Here is a 20,113-nt window from a genome sequence, read left to right as displayed (position 1 = left end):
AGAGTTTAAGTATGGCAGTACCACTCTCAAACAATTAATCAAAGTTTCAATCAAGTCCTGAAACTTAATGGTCGGGACTTATCAAAACATTCAAATTTATGAAAAATAATTTATTAAAGGCAGTATATGCCATGACTAAGTACACACTATATAGTTTTATTATTCAGTGTGCATTAACTACCCTGTTAATGGCTGCTGAACCTGCTAACAGTCAAAGGTTGGAGAATGTAAACATTTCTCTAAGCGCTGATAATGTGAGTTTAGAAGATCTTTTTACTTTAATAGAAACAAAAACTGATTTCCGTTTTTCATATCTTAAGAAAAAGATTCCTGCTAAAAGAAAAACTTCTGTATCTGTAAATGAAGAAAACCTTAAAAATCTGCTTCAAAAAATTGCTAACGAATACGATATAGAGTTTAAAAGGATCAATAATCAGATAGTTGTAACAAAGAGTACATTAAACAAGAACTTGGTTATTGAGGAGCTAAATGTACAAGAAAAAAGGATTACTGGTAAAGTAACGGAGGCTACTACAGGTGAGCCACTTCCGGGTGTTACTGTTTTATTAGAAGGGACAAATATTGGTTCTATTACAGATATTAATGGGGCATATAGGTTAGATATACCAGAAACAGCCGAAAAGCTATTATTTTCATTTGTCGGTTATGCTACATCCGAAATTGAAATAGGGAATAGATCGCAAATAGATGTAGCACTTGAAACAGAAACCTCAGAGCTAGACGAAATTGTGGTAATCGGTTATGGTTCACAGTCTAAAGCAAAGGTGAATGGTGCAATTTCAAGCACAAAATCAGATGAGTTGCAGAAGTATTCTACTTCTAATTTTGAGCAGCAACTAGCTGGTAAATTATCTGGTGTGCTTATCAACGAAACTGGCGGACAACCTGGTTATGATGCCCAAGTTGTAATTAGAGGTACTGGTACGTTAACCGCAGGTACATATCCTTTGGTAGTGGTAGATGGTGTTCCTTTGAGTGAAGGTTCTACATTGAGTTCTATTAATCCAAATGATATTGAAAAAGTAGATGTGCTGAAAGATGCGGCATCTGCGGCCATTTATGGTTCAAGAGCTAGTAATGGAGTAATCTTAATCACAACCAAAAGGGGAGACTCAGAAAAACCAGTTATTTCAATTGATGCTTATACTGGTTTTCAGCAAAGAGCCGATAAAGTGGAATATGTAGATGCATATGATGCCGCCATGTATTTTACAGAAGCGAGAGATTACGGCTATGTATCTAAAGACCCTGTGAATAGAAGCATAGAAGACGACAGAGCAACGAGAATTGAAAAAGGTGCAAGTAAAAGACAATTGAGATTACATTACATCGATCCATACCTTGCTGGTGAATCTGGACTTACTAATACCGATTGGTTAGACGAAATATTTGACCGTGCCATGATGACGAGTATTAATACTTCGATTTCTGGTAAAACTAAAAACTCAGATTATTATGTTTCTGGTGGCTACTTTAACCAAGATGGTATTGCAATAGGAACTGGATTAGAAAGATTTACTGCCAATTTGAAGTTAAAAACAAAACTATCAGATCGGATAGATTTTAATATAAACTTGAGCCCTTCGTATTCAAAACTAAAAGATACAGATTCTGGTAATTGGAGTTCAGACCCAGTTGCAGTTAGTTATACCAGTTATCCATTTTTTGCTGTATATAATGAAGATGGTACTTTAAACATCAGCGAGCAATTAAATGAGAATACGCCAGAAGACGGTGCTTTACAGGAAAATCCAGTAGCTTATGCTAATATTATAAAGGATTTAAAATATAAGTTCAGAACTTTTGGTAATAGTTACCTTACAGTAAAACCTATTGATGGTCTTGAGTTAAAAGCATTAGTTGGTATTGATTATCGAAATGATTTTTATGACTATTATGATCCATCTTATATTGGACATTATAGAGCTCCAGCACCAGATGAAGCCACTACTAGTGAAAGAAATGTAAGAGTTACAAACTTCCTTAATGAGTATACAGCCAATTATTACAACTCATTTGGTGATCATGAAATCGACGCATTGGCAGGTTATTCTTTCCAAAAAGAACAAGGGCATAGGTCTACAATATCTGGTACCAACATACCAGATGATAATATTACCAATGTGGCAGGAGCTAGTTCTCATTCACTTGATACTTATAGATATGTGTGGACTCAGGTTTCTTGGTTTGGTAGATTCCAGTATTTCTACAAATCAAAATATCAATTAGCAGTAGCATTAAGAAGAGATGGTTCTTCCAGATTTGGAGATGATTCTAAATGGGGGCAATTCCCTTCTGTTTCTGCTGGCTGGATATTAACCAACGAAACATTTATTCCAAAGTCTGATGTATTGACTTATGCAAAGCTAAGAGCATCTTGGGGTAAAACAGGAAACAATCAAATTGGTGCTTATGATTCTAAAGCTTTGGTTAAGTCTGATAATTATACATTTGGAGGCGAGCTAATACCGGGTTTTGCTGCAACTACTTCTCCTAATTCAGCGCTTTCTTGGGAAACAAGTGAGTCGATTAATATAGGAGTAGATTTAGGATTTTTAAATCAGTTTACCCTTTCTGCTAATTATTACACTACTACTACAAACGGTTTATTGTTAGAAGTACCAGTGCCAGAACAATCAGGCTATAGCTATTCTTTACAAAATATTGGAGAGGTAAAAAACTCAGGTATAGAGATCGAATTATCAGGAACTGAGATTAACCTTGGACCTGTTAAATGGAATGCCTCTGCCAATTTTACTACAAATAAGAGCGAAGTTTTAGCTTTAGGAGATGGCCAAGAAGAAATCAAGAAAAGTGAAAACGGAGCAGCTTGGATTACCAGAATCGGCGGCCCTATTTCAGAGATTTTTTCTTATGAGATCGACGGAGTTTATAAAACAGAAGATCAAATTGAGCAATCGGCGCATTTAGATGGCACCATTCCCGGAGATTATATTGTAAAAGATATTAATAACGATGGTGTAATTGATGAGTTAGATCAAACCTCAAGAGGTACGTATGCACCGAAATTCTTTTATGGTTTTAGTAGCTCCTTTGCGTACAAAAACTTCGACTTTAGCTTTGCGCTAAACGGTATTTCAGGCAGAACAATTTACAATTACGATCAAGGTGTAATTACTGAAACAGGTGAAGGCTTTGGTGTTCCAACTCAACATTATTTCGACAATCGATATCACCCAGATCACAATCCAGATGGTTACTATGCTCAACCTAACATGGGTAACTTTTCTTCGGCTAGAAAAAACACGCGTGCCGCAGATATTTACATGCAAGATGGTGATTATTTGAGATTGAGATCATTGCAGTTAGGTTATACTTTGCCCAATAAAATGATAGATCGTTTGGGTCTGCAAAGACTGCGTTTGTATGTTTCTGCAAACAATGTATTTACCATAACAGATTACAGAGGCTTTAATCCAGATGCAACCACAAGTGATATTCTGCAAGCTGGTTATGCTAGAGATAATCATCCCATCGCTCAATCTTTCATTATTGGTACCAACATCACCTTAAAATAAAATCATCATGAAAAACATTCACATATTTATTTTAATAGCAATTTTTGGGTTATTGGCATCTTGTGAAGATGAACTGTATCAAGACCCAATAACAGACAAATCTGCAAGCAACTTTTATAATACAGAAACTGAAATAGAAGAAGCAGTAATTGGTGTTTATGCCAAGTTACAAGCAGGTAGTTTATATGGATTATACATTCCAATTATCGGCGAAATTCCTTCTGATAATACTTTTGACGAAGTGCCGGCAAACGATGGTGGTAACTACGGTCAACTTGATGAATTTACTACCATAACTACAAATTCATTAATTACGAATATCTGGAAACAGTCTTATCAGGGAATACAGAGAGCAAATACTTTAATTAATAGAATAGCAGAAGTTCCTTTTGAAGATGAGACTGTAAAAGCATCTCGATTAGGTGAAATGCAGTTTGTAAGAGCCATTCTTTATTTTAATCTAGTACGCTTATACGGAGATGTACCACTCGTTACTGAAGAAACAACTAACCCAAATGATTACTTTGGGCAAGAAAGAACAGCAGCAGATCAGGTATATACCCAGATTATTTCAGATTTAGAATCAGCCATTCAGAATTTACCAACAACTCAGCCAGAAACGGGTAGAATTAGAAAAACGGCAGCGCAAGCATTATTAGGCAAAGTGCATCTTACATTGCAAAATTATAGCGAAGCGGTATCTGTTTTAAGCGAAGTAAAAAATTCTGGACAGCATACACTATTAGCAGAACCTGCTGAAATATTTGAGTTGGAAAGTGAAAACAATGCAGAGATCATTTTTGATATTCAATTTGCCAGTGGCTTAAATGGTAATGATGAAGGAAGCAACATGTTTCAGCAAACTTCTCCATCAGGTACTATAAGTGGTGCGAAAGGTCATAATCTACCAACCGTGAGTTTGTATAATCTTTATGAAGAAAATGATAAAAGATTTCAGGCTTTTATGGGTGTTACAAGTGAAGGAATTCCTTTTTCTAAAAAATTGAAAGAACCTTCTGGCGAACCGAGTGATGGTGGTAGTAATGTAATTGTGTTAAGATATGCAGATGTATTATTGATGTTAGCTGAAGCCCAAAACGAATTGGGTGAGACAGGAGCGGCATTAAATAACTTGAATTTAGTGAGAGAGAGAGCGGGTATTTCCGAAATATCATCTAACTCACAAGACGAAATTAGAGAAGCTATAGAAATGGAAAGAAGGCTAGAATTGGTTTCGGAAGGGCACCGTTGGTTTGATTTAGTGAGAACAGGTAAAGCAATTTCTGTTATGAACGATTGGTTTTCGAGCCAAGGAATCAATATTAGCATAGATCAAAATGATTTGTTGATGCCAATTCCACAATCTCAGATCGATACTGATCCGGCAATTACACAAAATCCGGGTTACTAAAATTTATGAACCAAGGGATGGCAATCGTCATCCCGATTTTTTTACAATAATTGAAATTATAATGAAGAAAATTAACCTACTTTTATTAATAGCTCTGCTTAACTTTTTACAGCTAAATGTATTTGCACAGCAAAGTAATGCAAGTCTGATTTTAGAAAAATTACAGCATCCATCAAAAGATAATATCTTGGTAGTTTCACACCGAGGAGATTGGCGATATGCACCAGAAAATTCATTAATGGCGGTACAACGCTGTATAGATTTAGGTGTAGATGTTGTCGAAATTGATGTTCGTAAAACCAAAGATGGACATTTGGTATGTATGCATGATAAAACAGTAAACAGAACTACCAATGGAAAAGGTAAAGTAAGTGATTTAACTTTGGCAGAGATCAAAGCATTAAGATTAAAATCTGCTTGTGGTTCGAGAGGTTCGCGCCAGCAAGTGCCGACTTTAGAAGAAGTAATGAGTTTGGCCAAAGGTAAAATTATGGTGAATCTGGATAAAACCGAAGGAGAAACTGTACAAGAAGCTTATGATATTTTAGTGAAAACAGGTACGGTAAGACAAGCTATTCTTAAAGGAAACGATCCATTATCAGTAATGAGAGGAAAATATGGCAGCTTATTAGATTCTATAGTTTACATGCCGAAGATATGGTATGACCTACCCGATATTGAAGGCTATGTAAAGGAATATAATGAGGGATTATCACCTTTTGGTTACGAAATGCTTTTTGATAATACAGAGTCACCTGTTTTTAAATTAATCAAAGAAATGAATAAAAAAGGCATTACTGTACTTTCAATTGCGCTTTGGGATGAGCTTTGTGCCGGCCATACAGACGAGATGATGCTTTTGGAAGGTCCGGATGCTGCTTGGGGTTGGTTAATCGATAATGGAGCCAATGCAATTATGACCGACCGACCAGAAGCTTTATTAGAATATTTAAGAGAAAGAAAATTGCATCAGTAATTTTATAACCTAAAACCCCATTGAAGTAGGTTTGTAAAAAAATGCTTTGGTGGGGAGTAGGTTTAGTGATGGATTATTATATTAAATGATTATCCGTATTCTTACCACAAGCTCAATTGAGCGTACAAGCAATTAATATTCTGTCAAAAATATCATTTTCAAAGTATCTTCTATTGAGTTTGTAACAGAACTCATCTAGATAATTCTGTAGATACCCTGGCCTTGTATGCTGATATATCCCTTGTAGGACTTTCTTTGCATTCCCAATGGCTGTATGTACCCAAGGTAGTTTGATATGGGCCTGTTTTGAGGGCACTTTTTCCACATCCATCTCGAACTCTCCTGCCAGTGACTGATAGGTTGAATAGCCATCTGTAATCATCTTGGCATTCTGGGCAACATGCCGGGTAATCGTATTTCTAGCAGTTTCTACTGTAAAATCAGCGCATACAGCCATTTTGAAATACTTGCACCTTTTAGAAGGGCGGTGTTTTTTAGGCTGTAGCACCACCTCTGTCTGTGCAAAGACCATCGCCATGGTCTGCTTCTGGCTCCCCCTTCCCCGCTTTCTCTCCTCTTCCTTCTGCCCCTCGGGTACTAGTGTTTCAAAGAACCCTTCGTCTACCTCAATATTGCCTCCCAGCAAGTAGTGGTTGTCCCGTTGGCCCATCGCAGAGCGTATTTTGTGCATCATTGCCCAGATAGGTTCATAGCGCTTATGATTGAGCTGCCTCTGCACATTACAGGCAGAAGAACCTTTCTTGCTACAGCCCATCAGCCAGATAGCAACGAACCAGTAGCGAAACGGAAGTTTGGAAGCTTCCATGATGGTGCCACTGCGGAGGCCTGTCCTAAAACTGCATGACTTGCATTGGTACATCTGCTTGCTATTTAGCCAGTAATGCTCTTGGCTACCGCATTTCTTGCAACAAACACCTGCTTTATCCCTGATTTCCTTGAAACGCTCACGGCATACCTGCTCATTGCGGTACGCTTCCATGAATTCAATAATACTATCCATAATGACCTGTTTTTGAGCTAATTTCGAAGCGCAGACCATACCCTATTTACTTTGTGGTAGCTTTACGGATAATCATTTTATATTAAAATATAGAGGATAATAATTTATTATTTCATAAATACATATATATAAGTATTTAATTTTTTGCGCAAAAAGTACTTTAAATAAACTATAATAACTCATACCAAGTGTGTAAGTTAGGTATACATTGTATTTAATTAAAAGAGTTTGCAATTAAATTCATTAAAAGGATTAGCTAAACCTGATAAAGAATTTTACGCATAGTGAAACTAATACCTTCAATAGGGTAATGTTTTCATTAAATAAAGAGATAAACAGTTTTGTTTTTTAACAGTATTTCTTACATTCAGCCTTTATATGAAAATACATTAAGCTGGACACTAGCTTATTAATATCACTCCCTTTTAACTATGCACTCAGATAAGAGGTTACCAATACGGTCATTACTACTAAATGTTCAACAACGGGCTTGTCAAAAATCTTTTCGAATAATATTTGATTTTTACTATCAGGGATTGTTACAATACACTACTTATATAGTTGGTAATCAAGAGATTGCAGAGGAGGTTGTATCAGAGGTATTTGTTTATCTTTGGAAACATAAAGCAAGCTTAACTGGCATTAAAAAGTTTAACAGTTTTATCTATTTAAAAGCGAAACATCTCTCGATAGATCATTGTAGAAAAGTGAAAACACTAACTACTTCTATTACAGATAAAAATACTTACACTTATCATCTAAAAAATAATAGTCCTGAACACCAGATGATTGAGCAGGAATTATTTGTTAAAATAAATTTGGCCATTCAAGCACTTCCCACTAGGTGTCAAATGATATATAAACTTATTAAAGATGATGGGATGAAATACGATGAAGTAGCAGAGCTATTAAACATCTCGAAAAAAACGGTAGAAAATCAATTGACAATAGCCATTAAAAAATTGAGAGCCACCATAATAAGTCATGATGTAAAAGAGAATAAAAAAATTAAAGAATCATTTCGACTTTGAGATTTTTCTTATAATTTTTATAAAATTTAATAATGAATATAATTCTCTGAAAATCAATTACTAAGCAAGTTTATTAACCCACTATTTAGTCTAATTTTTCAATTAAAATAAAAAATGATTATCCGTATTCTTACCACAAGCTCAATTGAGCGTACAAGCAATTAATATTCTGTCAAAAATATCATTTTCAAAGTATCTTCTATTGAGTTTGTAACAGAACTCATCTAGATAATTCTGTAGATACCCTGGCCTTGTATGCTGATATATCCCTTGTAGGACTTTCTTTGCATTCCCAATGGCTGTATGTACCCAAGGTAGTTTGATATGGGCCTGTTTTGAGGGCACTTTTTCCACATCCATCTCGAACTCTCCTGCCAGTGACTGATAGGTTGAATAGCCATCTGTAATCATCTTGGCATTCTGGGCAACATGCCGGGTAATCGTATTTCTAGCAGTTTCTACTGTAAAATCAGCGCATACAGCCATTTTGAAATACTTGCACCTTTTAGAAGGGCGGTGTTTTTTAGGCTGTAGCACCACCTCTGTCTGTGCAAAGACCATCGCCATGGTCTGCTTCTGGCTCCCCCTTCCCCGCTTTCTCTCCTCTTCCTTCTGCCCCTCGGGTACTAGTGTTTCAAAGAACCCTTCGTCTACCTCAATATTGCCTCCCAGCAAGTAGTGGTTGTCCCGTTGGCCCATCGCAGAGCGTATTTTGTGCATCATTGCCCAGATAGGTTCATAGCGCTTATGATTGAGCTGCCTCTGCACATTACAGGCAGAAGAACCTTTCTTGCTACAGCCCATCAGCCAGATAGCAACGAACCAGTAGCGAAACGGAAGTTTGGAAGCTTCCATGATGGTGCCACTGCGGAGGCCTGTCCTAAAACTGCATGACTTGCATTGGTACATCTGCTTGCTATTTAGCCAGTAATGCTCTTGGCTACCGCATTTCTTGCAACAAACACCTGCTTTATCCCTGATTTCCTTGAAACGCTCACGGCATACCTGCTCATTGCGGTACGCTTACATGAATTCAATAATACTATCCATAATGACCTGTTTTTGAGCTAATTTCGAAGCGCAGACCATACCCTATTTACTTTGTGGTAGCTTTACGGATAATCATTAAATAAAAAAAGTAATTTTTTTTCAAACCTCTTTGGGGGTTTGCTCATCTTTTTACGTCCTTATTGTAGAAAATGGAAGATTTTGAAGATAGCAACGAAATAGAATCCCTGATTCACAAACAATTATCAGGTGAGATAACAGCAGAAGAAAAGTTCTTGCTTGATGAATGGTTACATCAATCCGTTGATCATCAAAAGCAATTTGAATTATTAACACAGCTATGGGAAAACACCACTCTAGATACTGCAGCAGAAGAAAATGATCAGGCATTTGAATATTTTCTAGACAAAGTTAGCAACGTACAGACGGAGTCAATCGAGTATCAATCACCTACAAAGACCAGATATATTTGGGGTGGTGTTGCTGCTGTAATAACGTTACTAATCGGGGTATTTGTAGTATATATAAATCAACCTCAAAATAACAAAGAGCTAGTAGCAAACAACACTAAAGAAATAGAATGGAAGGAATACGCTAACAAATCTGGGCAGAAAAGTAAAATTCATTTACCAGATGGCTCAGTGGTTTGGTTAAATGTAACTTCATCTATTAAGTTTCCTGAAAATTTTACTGAAAATAGGAAAGTAGTTCTTTCTGGAGAAGCATTTTTTGATGTAGTGAAAGACCCTGAGCATCCATTTTCAGTACAATCTATAAACCTTACCACAACTGCACTCGGCACATCATTTAACATTAAGTCTTTTCCGAATGAAAAAGACATTGAAGTAGCATTAGTTACCGGAAAAGTAAGCATTAAAGAAGCCGAAGCGCATAACGAGATGTTTTTAAATCCCGGATATAAACTTTCTTTTAACAAAAAAGATAAAGCAATTTTAAAGGCTTCTTTTAATAAAGAAGAAATACTTGGGTGGAAAGACGGAGTTATCTTTTTTGATCAGGATGATTTTTTAACTGTTTTAAAAACACTTGAAAGATGGTATGCTGTAGACATTGAAGTGAAAGGTAAAATACCATCAGATTTTTATGTTTCGGGCAGATTTGATGGGAATGGCTACCTAAACAACATTTTAGTTTCTATTCAGTATGGGTATAATTTTGATTATTCCATTAAAGGCAAGCAAATAATTATTGATTTTAATAAAAAAAAGTAAACATGAAAAAGCTAAGAAATAAACCATAAAAAAACCCACGACAAGATTGCCGCAGGTTAAAGTTAGATTAAAATAGAGCACCGCCAAGCATCCTATTTTAATGCGCAGTTTTTAACCTTTCATTCAATTAAAAACTACTCAAATATATGAAAGAAAAGTATTTAATTTATGTTTTGAACTTTACAAAATATATAATTATCGGGTGTACCATTCAGTGTATTGTGGCATCCATACTACTTGCCTCAGAATCTAATGCGCAAAAGCATAAAAGTATTAGGGAAGTAGAAATAGAAATCGGTTTTGAAAATAACACACTCAAAGAAGTATTTACTAAGATTGAGCGTGTTACCTCCTATAAGTTTTCTTACATTTCTTCTGAAACCAAAACTACAGCGCGTTTCAGTATGAATAGAAAGCGAGTATTAGTAAAAGATATACTAGACAAACTTGCTATAGATTTAAACTTGAGGTATAGGCAGTTAAATAATAATATTACCTTTTATGATAACAAAGAGGAAACTGAAGTTGACGACGCTCTTGCTATTAAAATATCGGGGACTATAATTGATGAAAATGGTGAACCATTACCGGGAGTTGCAATTCAGGTTAAAGATACAAACCGGGGTACAATTACCGATGTTAATGGAAAATATATTATTACAGTGTCTTCTGAGCAATCGATTTTGGTCTATAGTTTTATTGGTTATATAACTCAAGAAATACCAGTTGGTAACCAGACAACGATAGATATTACCTTAGATCCAGACGTTCAATCGCTTGAAGAGGTTATTATTGTTGGATATGGAGAGCAAAAAAAGGAAACGCTTACAGGTGCAGTTTCGAGTATTAAAACTGATGAGTTAGTGCAATCACCAGTAGCCAATATTAGTAACTCATTAGTAGGCCGTTTACCGGGTCTAATCGCTATGCAATCTAGTGGAGAGCCGGGTTACGATCAATCGAGTATAAAAATACGTGGTATTGCTACTCTAAATAGTGGTTCAGAATCGGACCCGTTAATTTTGGTCGATGGGGTTTCTCGAAGTTTTAATGATCTTGATCCTAACGAAATTGCAAGTGTTACCATTCTTAAAGATGCTTCTGCAACTGCAGTTTTTGGTGTTCGTGGTGCAAATGGTGTAATTATCGTAACCACTAAAACAGGTAGTACCGGTAAACCAAAGTTAAGCTATACATCTAATTTTGGTTTTCAATCTTTTACAGAATTACCAGACTTATTAGATAGTTACCAATATGCATCGCTAAGAAATGAAGCAAGTGTGAACATGGGGCAAACGCCTTATTTCTCAGATCAAGATTTGGAACTTTACAGAAATGGTACAGACCCCTATTTCCACCCAAGTGTTGACTGGATGGATTTTATTTTAAAGGATTATACATTTCAGCAACAACATAACTTCAATATTAGTGGAGGAACAAAAGCTACTAAATACTTTATAAGTTTGGGTTATTTTGATCAGAACGGGGCTTATAATGTAGAAGATGTTCAAGAAGATTTTTCAGCAAACCCAAGGTATCAGAGATATAATTTAAGGTCTAATTTTGATATTGATTTCAACAAAAATTTTACTGCATCGCTTAAACTAGGAGGGCAGTTTTCTAACTCAAACTTTCCAGGTAGTAGTGCCGGAAGTATATTTTTTAACTTGTTGAGTACCAACCCGATGATGAATCCGGGTATTATAGACGGCAAATTAATTTCTAGTGTAGAAGGCTTGCCATCAGGTGCGAGTAATCCGGTACTAAGCATAGTAAATAATGGCTACCAGAATAACTTCGATAGTAAATTTACGGCTAATATCCGTTTAGATCATAAACTAGATTTTATACTTCCCGGTCTTAAAGTGAGAGGTATGTTGGCTTATGATAATTACTATCAACATAGAGTAGCTAGAAATAAAACTACAGATACATACCGAATTATTAAAGATCCAGAAGATTCTACTAATCCTATTTTTGTTTATGAAGGTAATTCTACTCCATTCACTTTTAGCGAAGGCTATAGCAGGGATAGAAAGATTTATACTGAAGGAGCTTTTGAATATGCCCATAGCTTTGGAGATCATAACTTTACTGGACTTGCTTTGTATATGCAAGAAAAATATACAGCACCGGGTCAAGAGTATAATGTACCAAGAGGGTATCAAGGTTTAGTAGGTAGAGTTACTTACAACTATGCAGAAAGGTATTTAGCAGAGTTTAATATGGGTTATAATGGTTCAGAAAACTTTCCTGAGGGCAAGCGCTATGGTTTTTTTCCATCGTTTTCTTTGGGTTGGGTGCTAACAGAAGAGGCATTTATGTCTAACCTTACAGCTCTATCATTCTTTAAATTAAGAGGTTCTTATGGCGAAGTTGGTAATGATAAGATTGGTAATGCGCGTTTCTTGTACTTGCCATCAGTTTTCTATCCTAATTCGGGAGGTTATTATTTTGGTGATTATACCGGAGGTTCTTACCAGTGGTATAGTGGAGCTCAAGAAGGTAGAATTGGTAACCCAGATGTTACTTGGGAGAGAGCACAAAAAACAGATATTGGTGTTGAAATAGGCATGTTTAGAGATAAAGTGCGTATAAATGCAGATGTTTTCTATGAATACAGAGATAACATTTTAGCCTATTTGGGTACAGTACCAGCACTAGTACAAGCCAACTTGCCACCAGATAATATTGGTGAGGTTGAGAATAAAGGTTTTGAGATAGAATTAAACTACAATAATAGTATTGGTAAAGTTGATTATTGGATAAAAGCAAACTACTCTTTTGCAAGAAATAAAATTCTTTATCAAGATGAGCCAGAAAGAGCTTATCCTTATTTACAAAGAACTGGTCAATCTGTAGGGCAATATTTCGGTTTGGTAAGTGATGGGTTTTATAATACTCAAGCCGAACTAGATGCCGCATTAGCATCTGGATTTGCAAGTGAGTTACAATTAGGAGACGTTAGATATATTGACCAAAATGGAGACAATATTATTAATGAATACGATGAAGTACCAATAGGTTACTCTCGTTGGCCTCAAATTATATATGGTGTATCTCTCGGTTTCCAATATAAAGGATTCGATATTTCAGCACTATTCCAAGGAGCAGAAAAAACCTCTGTGTATATAGGCGAAATGGCTGCTTTTGCATTTGATACCGACTGGAGAAATGCTACTGCAAAACACCTCGAACGTTGGACACCAGAGCGCTACGAAGCGGGTGAAACCATTACTTATCCTCGGGTTCAACTTTCTCCAACTCCTGGCGATCACAATTACAGACGCTCAGACCTTTGGTTAAAAGATGCAAGCTATTTAAGATTAAAAAATGTGGAGCTAGCTTATAGATTTAGTGGCGGTTTTGTATCAAATATAGGCTTGCAAAGTGTAAGGGTATTTGTAAATGGAAACAACCTGATCACTTGGAGTAAGATGGATACTTTTGATCCAGAAGCACCAGAAGGTAGAGGAGAGTTTTATCCTCAAATGAAAGTCTATAACTGTGGTGTTAATATTCAATTCTAACGATTAGCATTCAAACTCGATTTACCATGACAAAAACTCAAAATAGATTTCTATGGATTCTCTGTGTATGCAGTTTGGTATTCGCCAGTGCATGCGAAGATTTCTTAGAAAAACCAGAAAGTAGCGACGTAACTAAAGAAGAAATATTTTCAGATCAAATCAATGCCGAAAAGTTTCTTTGGGAAACCTACAACACTTGTGTTCCAAGAGGATTTCCTTATCAGTGGGATAGATATAATGGTATGTATGCTTCAATGCTTGCCGCTGCATGCGATGAGGCTGATGTAACGGCTTCATGGACAGGCTCTAATAATCATAATGTAGGCAATGTAACTCCCGGTTATACAGGTGAAGATGATTTTGGAGTACACTATAAAGGAATCAGAAATGCCAGCATATTTTTAGAAAATATAGATATGGTTACTGATATGTCAACTGCGGAAATTAATCAGGAGAAAGCAGAGGCAATGGTACTTAGAGCAATAAGGTACCATGAGTTAATGAAAAGATATGGAGGTATTCCATTGGTTACAACAGCATTAAGTGTAAATGATGAAATAAAAATTCCTCGAAATACTTACGAAGAATGTGTAGATTTTATCGTAAATCAATGTGATTCAGCCTTAGCATTTTTACCAGATTTCTATTCTTCTAATTATACTGGCAGAGTTACAAAAGGTGTGGCATTAGCATTAAAAGCAAGAACACTATTATATGCAGCCAGTCCATTGCACAATACAGATCAGCCTTACGACGAAACAAATAGAGCGTATACTGGCTACACCAACTACGATGAAAGTAGATGGCAAAAAGCTGCAGAAGCAAACAAAGCTGTATTAGATTGGGCACAGGAAAATAGTTATCATTTAATTACAGAAGAAGAAAATCCTGCAGATAATTATAGAATTGCCGTTGAAGAACCGCAAAACGATGAAATACTTTTTGCTTCTCAATTCAATGGTATGTGGTATCCAGGTTGGTTATTTTCTCAGTTCGTAATGCCTACTGGAGTTTACGGTGGTTGGTATGGTCATGGTGTAACTTATGAGCATGCTATTAAATATTATACAGCAACAGGAGGCGATCAAGTATGGCCAGAAAGTGGTTCTTATGAAGAGTTTTCTGAGAAAATGCAGGATATGGAGCCTCGTTTCCAATACTCAGTTCTATATTCTGGAAGCAAGTTTAATGATGAAGCGGGAGTAATAAATTTTTTCAGGCAAAATGATGGTTCTTGGTCTACCAACGCACCAGTAAATGGAGTGGGTTACATGAAGAAATTTTTGGTTAAAATGACCAATAATGGCGCTCAGTTCAACTGGATATTATTTAGACTTGCTGAGTTTTATCTAAACTATGCCGAAGCATTAAACGAATATTCACCTTTAGATGCCAATGCTTTTGAAGCTTTAAATGTAATTAGAAGAAGAGCTGGTTTACCAGATATCACTTCTGCTGATCCTCAGTATAATACCCAAGAGGGTTTAAGACAGGCGATAAGAAGAGAAAGAGCTATCGAACTCGCATTTGAAGAGCATAGATTTTTTGATGTTAGAAGATGGATGATTGCAGATCAGGAAGGTGTAATGCAAGGACCAATGCATGGACTCAACTTGTACGAACAAGCAGATAACAGTCTGATCTATAAGAAAGAAGTATTTGAGACTAGAGTCTGGAATAACCGATTATACTTATATCCGCTCCCGCAGACAGAAATAGACAAAGGATATATGGAACAAAATCCTGGTTGGTAATCACGCTACTTTAAAAATTGAAGCAAATGAAATTTTATATCAATATAATTAAAGACAGAGTTAGCAACATCTATCTTGCTGTTGCACTCATCTGTTTTTGTCACATAACCTATGCTCAGTCAGTAGAAGATACCACACAAACTGAGCTAGCTGAGACACAGATTGATTCTGATAAAGTTCCAGTAGCTTATGGAATGCAATCTAGTAAGCAATTAATTGCCGCAATTTCTTATTTAGATGGTGAGAAAATGGCAAAAACATTAACTCCTACACTTAGTAATTCATTATATGGCAGATTACCCGGATTGACTGTTTTACAGCAAAGTGGTGAACCCGGCTACGATTCTCCGCTTATGTTAATAAGAGGCATGGGCACTTATAATAACAATAATTACTTGGTATTTGTAGATGGTTTTGAGGCTTCTTTCGATCAATTATCTGTAGAAGAAATTGAAAGTATTGCTGTTTTGAAAGATGCAGCTGCACTATCATTATACGGAATGAGGGGAGCCAATGGAGTTATTCTCGTTACTACGAAAAGAGGTTTTGATGGCAAAACTAAAATTGCTTTTAACGCCCGGTATGGTTGGCAACAACCTACAGAATTACCAGATTTTCTAGGTTCTTACGACTATGCCAGATTGTACAACGAGGCAGCAACTAATGATGGAATTAATGCTCCTTATTCAGAAGCTGATTTAGAAGCTTATCGGACAGGTAGCGATCCTTTTCTACATCCAGATGTAAATTGGTATGATCAGTTATTGAGAAAATCTTCTCCAATTAGCGATTATAACACCACTTTTACTGGAGGTAATGAAACTATGAAATACTTTGTATTACTTGGTTACATGCACAACCAAGGTTTGTATGCCAATACCGATCCCGAAAGAAAGACAAATTCTAATGCAGATTTTAGCCGCTATAATTTCAGAACGAATATAGATGTAAATATCTCACCGAAAATAACTGGTTCATTAGATTTTGGAGGTAGGGTAGAAGATCGCTCATTTCCAGATTACAATGGTCCGCAATTGTGGCAAAATATGGCAAGATATCCAGCAAATGCCTATCCTGTAAAAAATCCAGATGGAACTTGGGGTGGTAATTCTGTTTACCCAGATAATCCGGTAGCTTCTGTTTTGGAGACTGGTTATAGCTCAACCCATGATCGTAACATAATGGCTACAATTCGTCTGGCTGAAAAACTTGACTTTATCACCGAAGGTCTAACTTTTAGACAAGTTGTTTCTGATAATAACTGGCATCGTGGTGTTTATAATAAAACAAAAGACTATGCCTATTATGAGCTTACTGTTGGGCAAACTGACGATGGTCGAGACTCTCTCATTTACCTACAAAGAGGAAATGATACAGATTTTAGTGTTGGTGAAGGAAGTAATAATGATAGTCCTAGCTACAACGATCAATATAACAGGTTCAACTTTCAGCTTGGTTTAGATTATAACAGACAGTGGGGTGCAAGTACTGTTTCAGCAATGTTACTTTACCACCAAGATTTGTATGAGATAAGCGGTAACAATGTTCCATATGCACAACAACGATTGATGGGGCGTGTAAACTACGATTATAAATCTAAATACTTTGCAGAGCTGGGCTTTTCGTATAGTGGTTCAGAGAGTTTTCCAGAAGGCAATAGATTTGGATTTTTTCCTTCACTATCAGCAGCATGGGTAATAAGTGAAGAAGATTTTCTAGATGCATCTTGGGTAGATTATCTCAAATTGAGAGCTTCGGCAGGTTTAACAGGAAACGATCTTATAATCGGTAACAGGTTCGCCTATACCCAAGATTATTATTATTCGGGTGGTTATTATTTTGGCCCAAACCTAAGTTATTCTTCCAGTATGATAGAAGGAACTACGGCGAACCCAAATATTACTTGGGAAAAATCTATGAAATATAATGTGGGTATAGATGGAACACTCTTTTACGACAAACTCGATTTTTCTGTAGATTTATTTTATGAACGTCGTACAGATGTACTCTCAGATGGAGATGCTACAGTGCCAGCCTATCTTGGTGTAGATGCTGCCTACGAAAATGTGGGAATAGTTAATAACCGAGGTTTTGAGGTAGATTTAAAATACAGTGATCACATTGGAGATTTTAACTATTTTGTTGGAGCTTCTACATTCTATGCTAAAAATAAAATAGTAGAGATGAACGAAGTTGTACGACCAGAAGATTACATGTATCGTACAGGTAGCCCAATTGGCAGTATGTATGGACTGCAAGCAGTTGGATTTTACCAAACAGCAGATTTTGATGAAAATGGAGACCTAAATGAAGGAATACCTGTTTCGACTTTTTCGCCTGTACAACCCGGAGACATTCGCTACGAAGACCTTAATAACGATGGTTTTATAAATGAAAAAGACGAAACCATTATCGGTAAGAGTAATATTCCGGCTTTAACATATAGCTTGCAACTTGGAGCGTCTTACAAAGGCTTTTATATGGAACTTTTCTTTCATGGAATTTCAGAGAGAGATGTATATGTAAACGGGCCATATTTCTGGGCATTTATTAATGATAATAACATTGCTACAAATGCGCTCGACAGATGGACACCAGATAATCCTATAGATGCAACATACCCACGTTTAACTACTCAACCTAATGCAAACAACTATCGCTCATCAACCTTTTGGAAAAGGTCTGGAAGAGTGTTAAGACTCAGAAATGCAGAAATAGGTTATAATCTGCCTGAAAAATGGATTGGCAAAATTGGGCTATCTAATGCTAAGATATTTGCAAGCGGTGTCAATTTATTTACTTGGGACGAAGTAGAGAATGTTGATCCTGAAGCACTGGGAGGTTATCCAGTATTAAAGAGCATGAGTATAGGCACTCATATCGAATTCTGATTATTAGGCTAAAAGCATGAATAAAATGAAAAAATATACAATAGGGTTCTTAATCCTGATAACAACAGCTTTAATATCTTGCGAAGATAGCTTCCTCGATAGAAAGCTAGATACAAACTACACACAGGAGCAAGTGTTTGCCAATTATGGTACTATGCGAGATTTTGGTTTGGGTATTTACACTTACTTGCCAGCGGGCTTTAATAGAATTGATGGAGCAATGTTAGCTTCAGCAACCGATGATGCGGTACATGCTGGTACTGGTACACAGATACAAAGTTTAACTAATGGAAGTTGGGGACCATTTAATAATCCGGATGACCAATGGTCTAATATGTATGCAGGGATTAGAAAAGCGAATATGTTTCTCGAAAATACAGAAAACTACGAAGCGGTTCTATTTCGTGATACTATTACGGATGAGGGAAGAAATAACTACCTCAATCAAACAAATGACATTGGTTGGCTAAGAGCAGAAGCTAAAGTTTTAAGATCTTTTTTCTATTTTGAATTAATAAAAAGATATGGTGGCGTTCCGATTATCGAACAGACTTTAGACCCTCAACAAGAACAAGATCTAAGTAGAAATACATTCGAAGATTGTGTTGACTTTATTGTTTCTGATTTAGATGCACTAGAAGATGATTTGAGACTCACTTGGGTTGGTTTTTCTAGTGATGAAAAAATTGGTCGTGCTAATTGGGGAATTGCTTTGGCAATAAAAGCTAGAACTTTGCTATACGCTGCAAGTCCACTTCACAACCCAGCAAACGATATCGCAAAATGGCAAGCTGCGGCAGCAGCAGCTCATCAAGTTATTGAGTTGAATCAATATAATTTAGCTTCCAATTATCAATCGTTATTTAGAGCTAATACTAGTAATGAAATAATTTTTGCCCGTAGATATGCTGCGAGTAATGGTTTAGAGAGAGCTAATTATCCAGTAGGTTTCGAAGGAGCTCAGGGGGGGACTAACCCGACTCAAAACTTAGTCGATACCTATCAAACAATTAATGGCCTTTCAATTTCAGAAGACCCAACATACGATCCACAATCACCTTATGAGAATAGAGACCCTCGTTTAGGTATGACTATTATTTATAATAACTCAGATTATAAAAGACGTGAGGTGGAGACTTGGAATGGTGGCGTGGATGGTCCTGATAAATCGAGAGGAACCAGAACTGGCTATTATTTGAAGAAATTCGCGGATGAAAATCTGGATTTACTTCAAAATACAAGCAGTACACATACTTGGATTTATTTTAGATATGCCGAAGTGCTATTGAATTATGCAGAAGCAATGAACGAGGCTTATGGTCCAGATGATAATGCAGGTTTTTCACTTACTGCAAGAGAAGCGTTAAACATGGTTAGACATAGAGCAGGAGTTGAGATGCCTGATGTAATAGCTGCTGATGCTTCGGCATTTCGCGAAGCTGTAAGAAATGAAAGAAGAGTAGAGTTAGCTTTTGAAGAGCATCGCTTTTGGGATGTAAGAAGATGGAATATCGCTTCAGAAACTTTAGGAGAAGATGCATTTGGGGTTCAAATTCAAAGTGAAGGAAATGATAACTTCAATTTCATTTATTCTGACAGTCCGGTAGAAAAGAGGGTTTTCAGTTCTAATATGAGCCTTTACCCTATACCAAGTGATGAAATATACAAAACTGGTCTGCAACAAAATACAGGCTGGTAA

Annotated in this window: 11 protein-coding genes and 2 pseudogenes; 9 read left to right on the top strand and 4 right to left on the bottom strand. The window is 36.4% G+C overall.

Translation table 11 applies throughout. The features are described from left to right. Nucleotides 1–98: 98 nt before the first annotated feature. From OQ292_RS31780 to OQ292_RS31770, 3 genes are all read left to right on the top strand, one after another. A complete protein-coding gene (locus OQ292_RS31780; protein ID WP_284688160.1) occupies nt 99–3,560 on the top strand; it encodes a SusC/RagA family TonB-linked outer membrane protein in 3,462 nt (1,153 codons plus the stop codon). A gap of 7 nt (nt 3,561–3,567) precedes the next feature. Continuing rightward, nucleotides 3,568–4,971, top strand: coding sequence for a RagB/SusD family nutrient uptake outer membrane protein (locus tag OQ292_RS31775; protein WP_284688159.1), 1,404 nt, complete (start codon nt 3,568–3,570; stop codon nt 4,969–4,971). Nucleotides 4,972–5,032: 61 nt separating this feature from the next. Then, nucleotides 5,033–5,947 carry a glycerophosphodiester phosphodiesterase family protein gene (locus tag OQ292_RS31770; RefSeq protein ID WP_284688158.1) on the top strand — a complete coding sequence of 305 codons (915 nt, stop codon included), beginning with the start codon at nt 5,033–5,035 and terminating at the stop codon, nt 5,945–5,947. A gap of 112 nt (nt 5,948–6,059) precedes the next feature. Here the strand turns inward: OQ292_RS31770 and OQ292_RS31765 are convergent, their stop codons facing one another. Then, a complete protein-coding gene (locus OQ292_RS31765; RefSeq protein WP_284688156.1) occupies nt 6,060–6,773 on the bottom strand; it encodes an IS1595 family transposase in 714 nt (237 codons plus the stop codon). A gap of 42 nt (nt 6,774–6,815) precedes the next feature. Continuing rightward, nucleotides 6,816–6,947, bottom strand: a pseudogene (locus OQ292_RS41210) (transposase); the annotation flags it as partial. A 452-nt stretch (nt 6,948–7,399) separates the two neighbouring features. On the opposite strand from OQ292_RS41210, the gene OQ292_RS31760 reads away from it, so the two are divergent. After that, entirely contained in the window at nt 7,400–7,999 is a 600-nt protein-coding gene (locus OQ292_RS31760) for an RNA polymerase sigma-70 factor (protein WP_284688157.1), read from the top strand. Between the two features lie 141 nt (nt 8,000–8,140). Here the strand turns inward: OQ292_RS31760 and OQ292_RS31755 are convergent, their stop codons facing one another. Further along, nucleotides 8,141–8,854 carry an IS1595 family transposase gene (locus tag OQ292_RS31755; RefSeq protein WP_284688156.1) on the bottom strand — a complete coding sequence of 238 codons (714 nt, stop codon included), beginning with the start codon at nt 8,852–8,854 and terminating at the stop codon, nt 8,141–8,143. Between the two features lie 42 nt (nt 8,855–8,896). Next, nucleotides 8,897–9,001, bottom strand: a pseudogene (locus OQ292_RS41205) (IS1595 family transposase); the annotation flags it as partial. Between the two features lie 197 nt (nt 9,002–9,198). Between OQ292_RS41205 and OQ292_RS31750 the strand changes: the two are divergent. The 5 genes from OQ292_RS31750 (at nt 9,199) to OQ292_RS31730 (ending at nt 20,113) form a co-directional block, all read left to right on the top strand. Then, nucleotides 9,199–10,239, top strand: a complete 1,041-nt coding sequence (locus OQ292_RS31750) for a FecR family protein (protein ID WP_284688155.1) — start codon at nt 9,199–9,201, stop codon at nt 10,237–10,239. Between the two features lie 146 nt (nt 10,240–10,385). After that, entirely contained in the window at nt 10,386–13,769 is a 3,384-nt protein-coding gene (locus OQ292_RS31745) for a SusC/RagA family TonB-linked outer membrane protein (protein WP_284688154.1), read from the top strand. A gap of 26 nt (nt 13,770–13,795) precedes the next feature. Further along, nucleotides 13,796–15,523, top strand: coding sequence for a RagB/SusD family nutrient uptake outer membrane protein (locus OQ292_RS31740; RefSeq protein WP_284688153.1), 1,728 nt, complete (start codon nt 13,796–13,798; stop codon nt 15,521–15,523). Between the two features lie 26 nt (nt 15,524–15,549). Continuing rightward, on the top strand, nt 15,550–18,414 hold the full coding sequence (locus OQ292_RS31735) for a SusC/RagA family TonB-linked outer membrane protein (protein WP_284688152.1): 2,865 nt from the start codon (nt 15,550–15,552) through the stop codon (nt 18,412–18,414). 25 nt (nt 18,415–18,439) lie between these two features. Further along, nucleotides 18,440–20,113, top strand: coding sequence for a RagB/SusD family nutrient uptake outer membrane protein (locus tag OQ292_RS31730; RefSeq protein ID WP_284688151.1), 1,674 nt, complete (start codon nt 18,440–18,442; stop codon nt 20,111–20,113).

Source organism: Chondrinema litorale (assembly GCF_026250525.1).
In the GTDB taxonomy this organism is placed as follows: domain Bacteria; phylum Bacteroidota; class Bacteroidia; order Cytophagales; family Flammeovirgaceae; genus Chondrinema; species Chondrinema litorale.
Note: the sequence above shows the minus strand (reverse complement) of the source record. Positions and strands in the feature narration are given on the sequence as shown.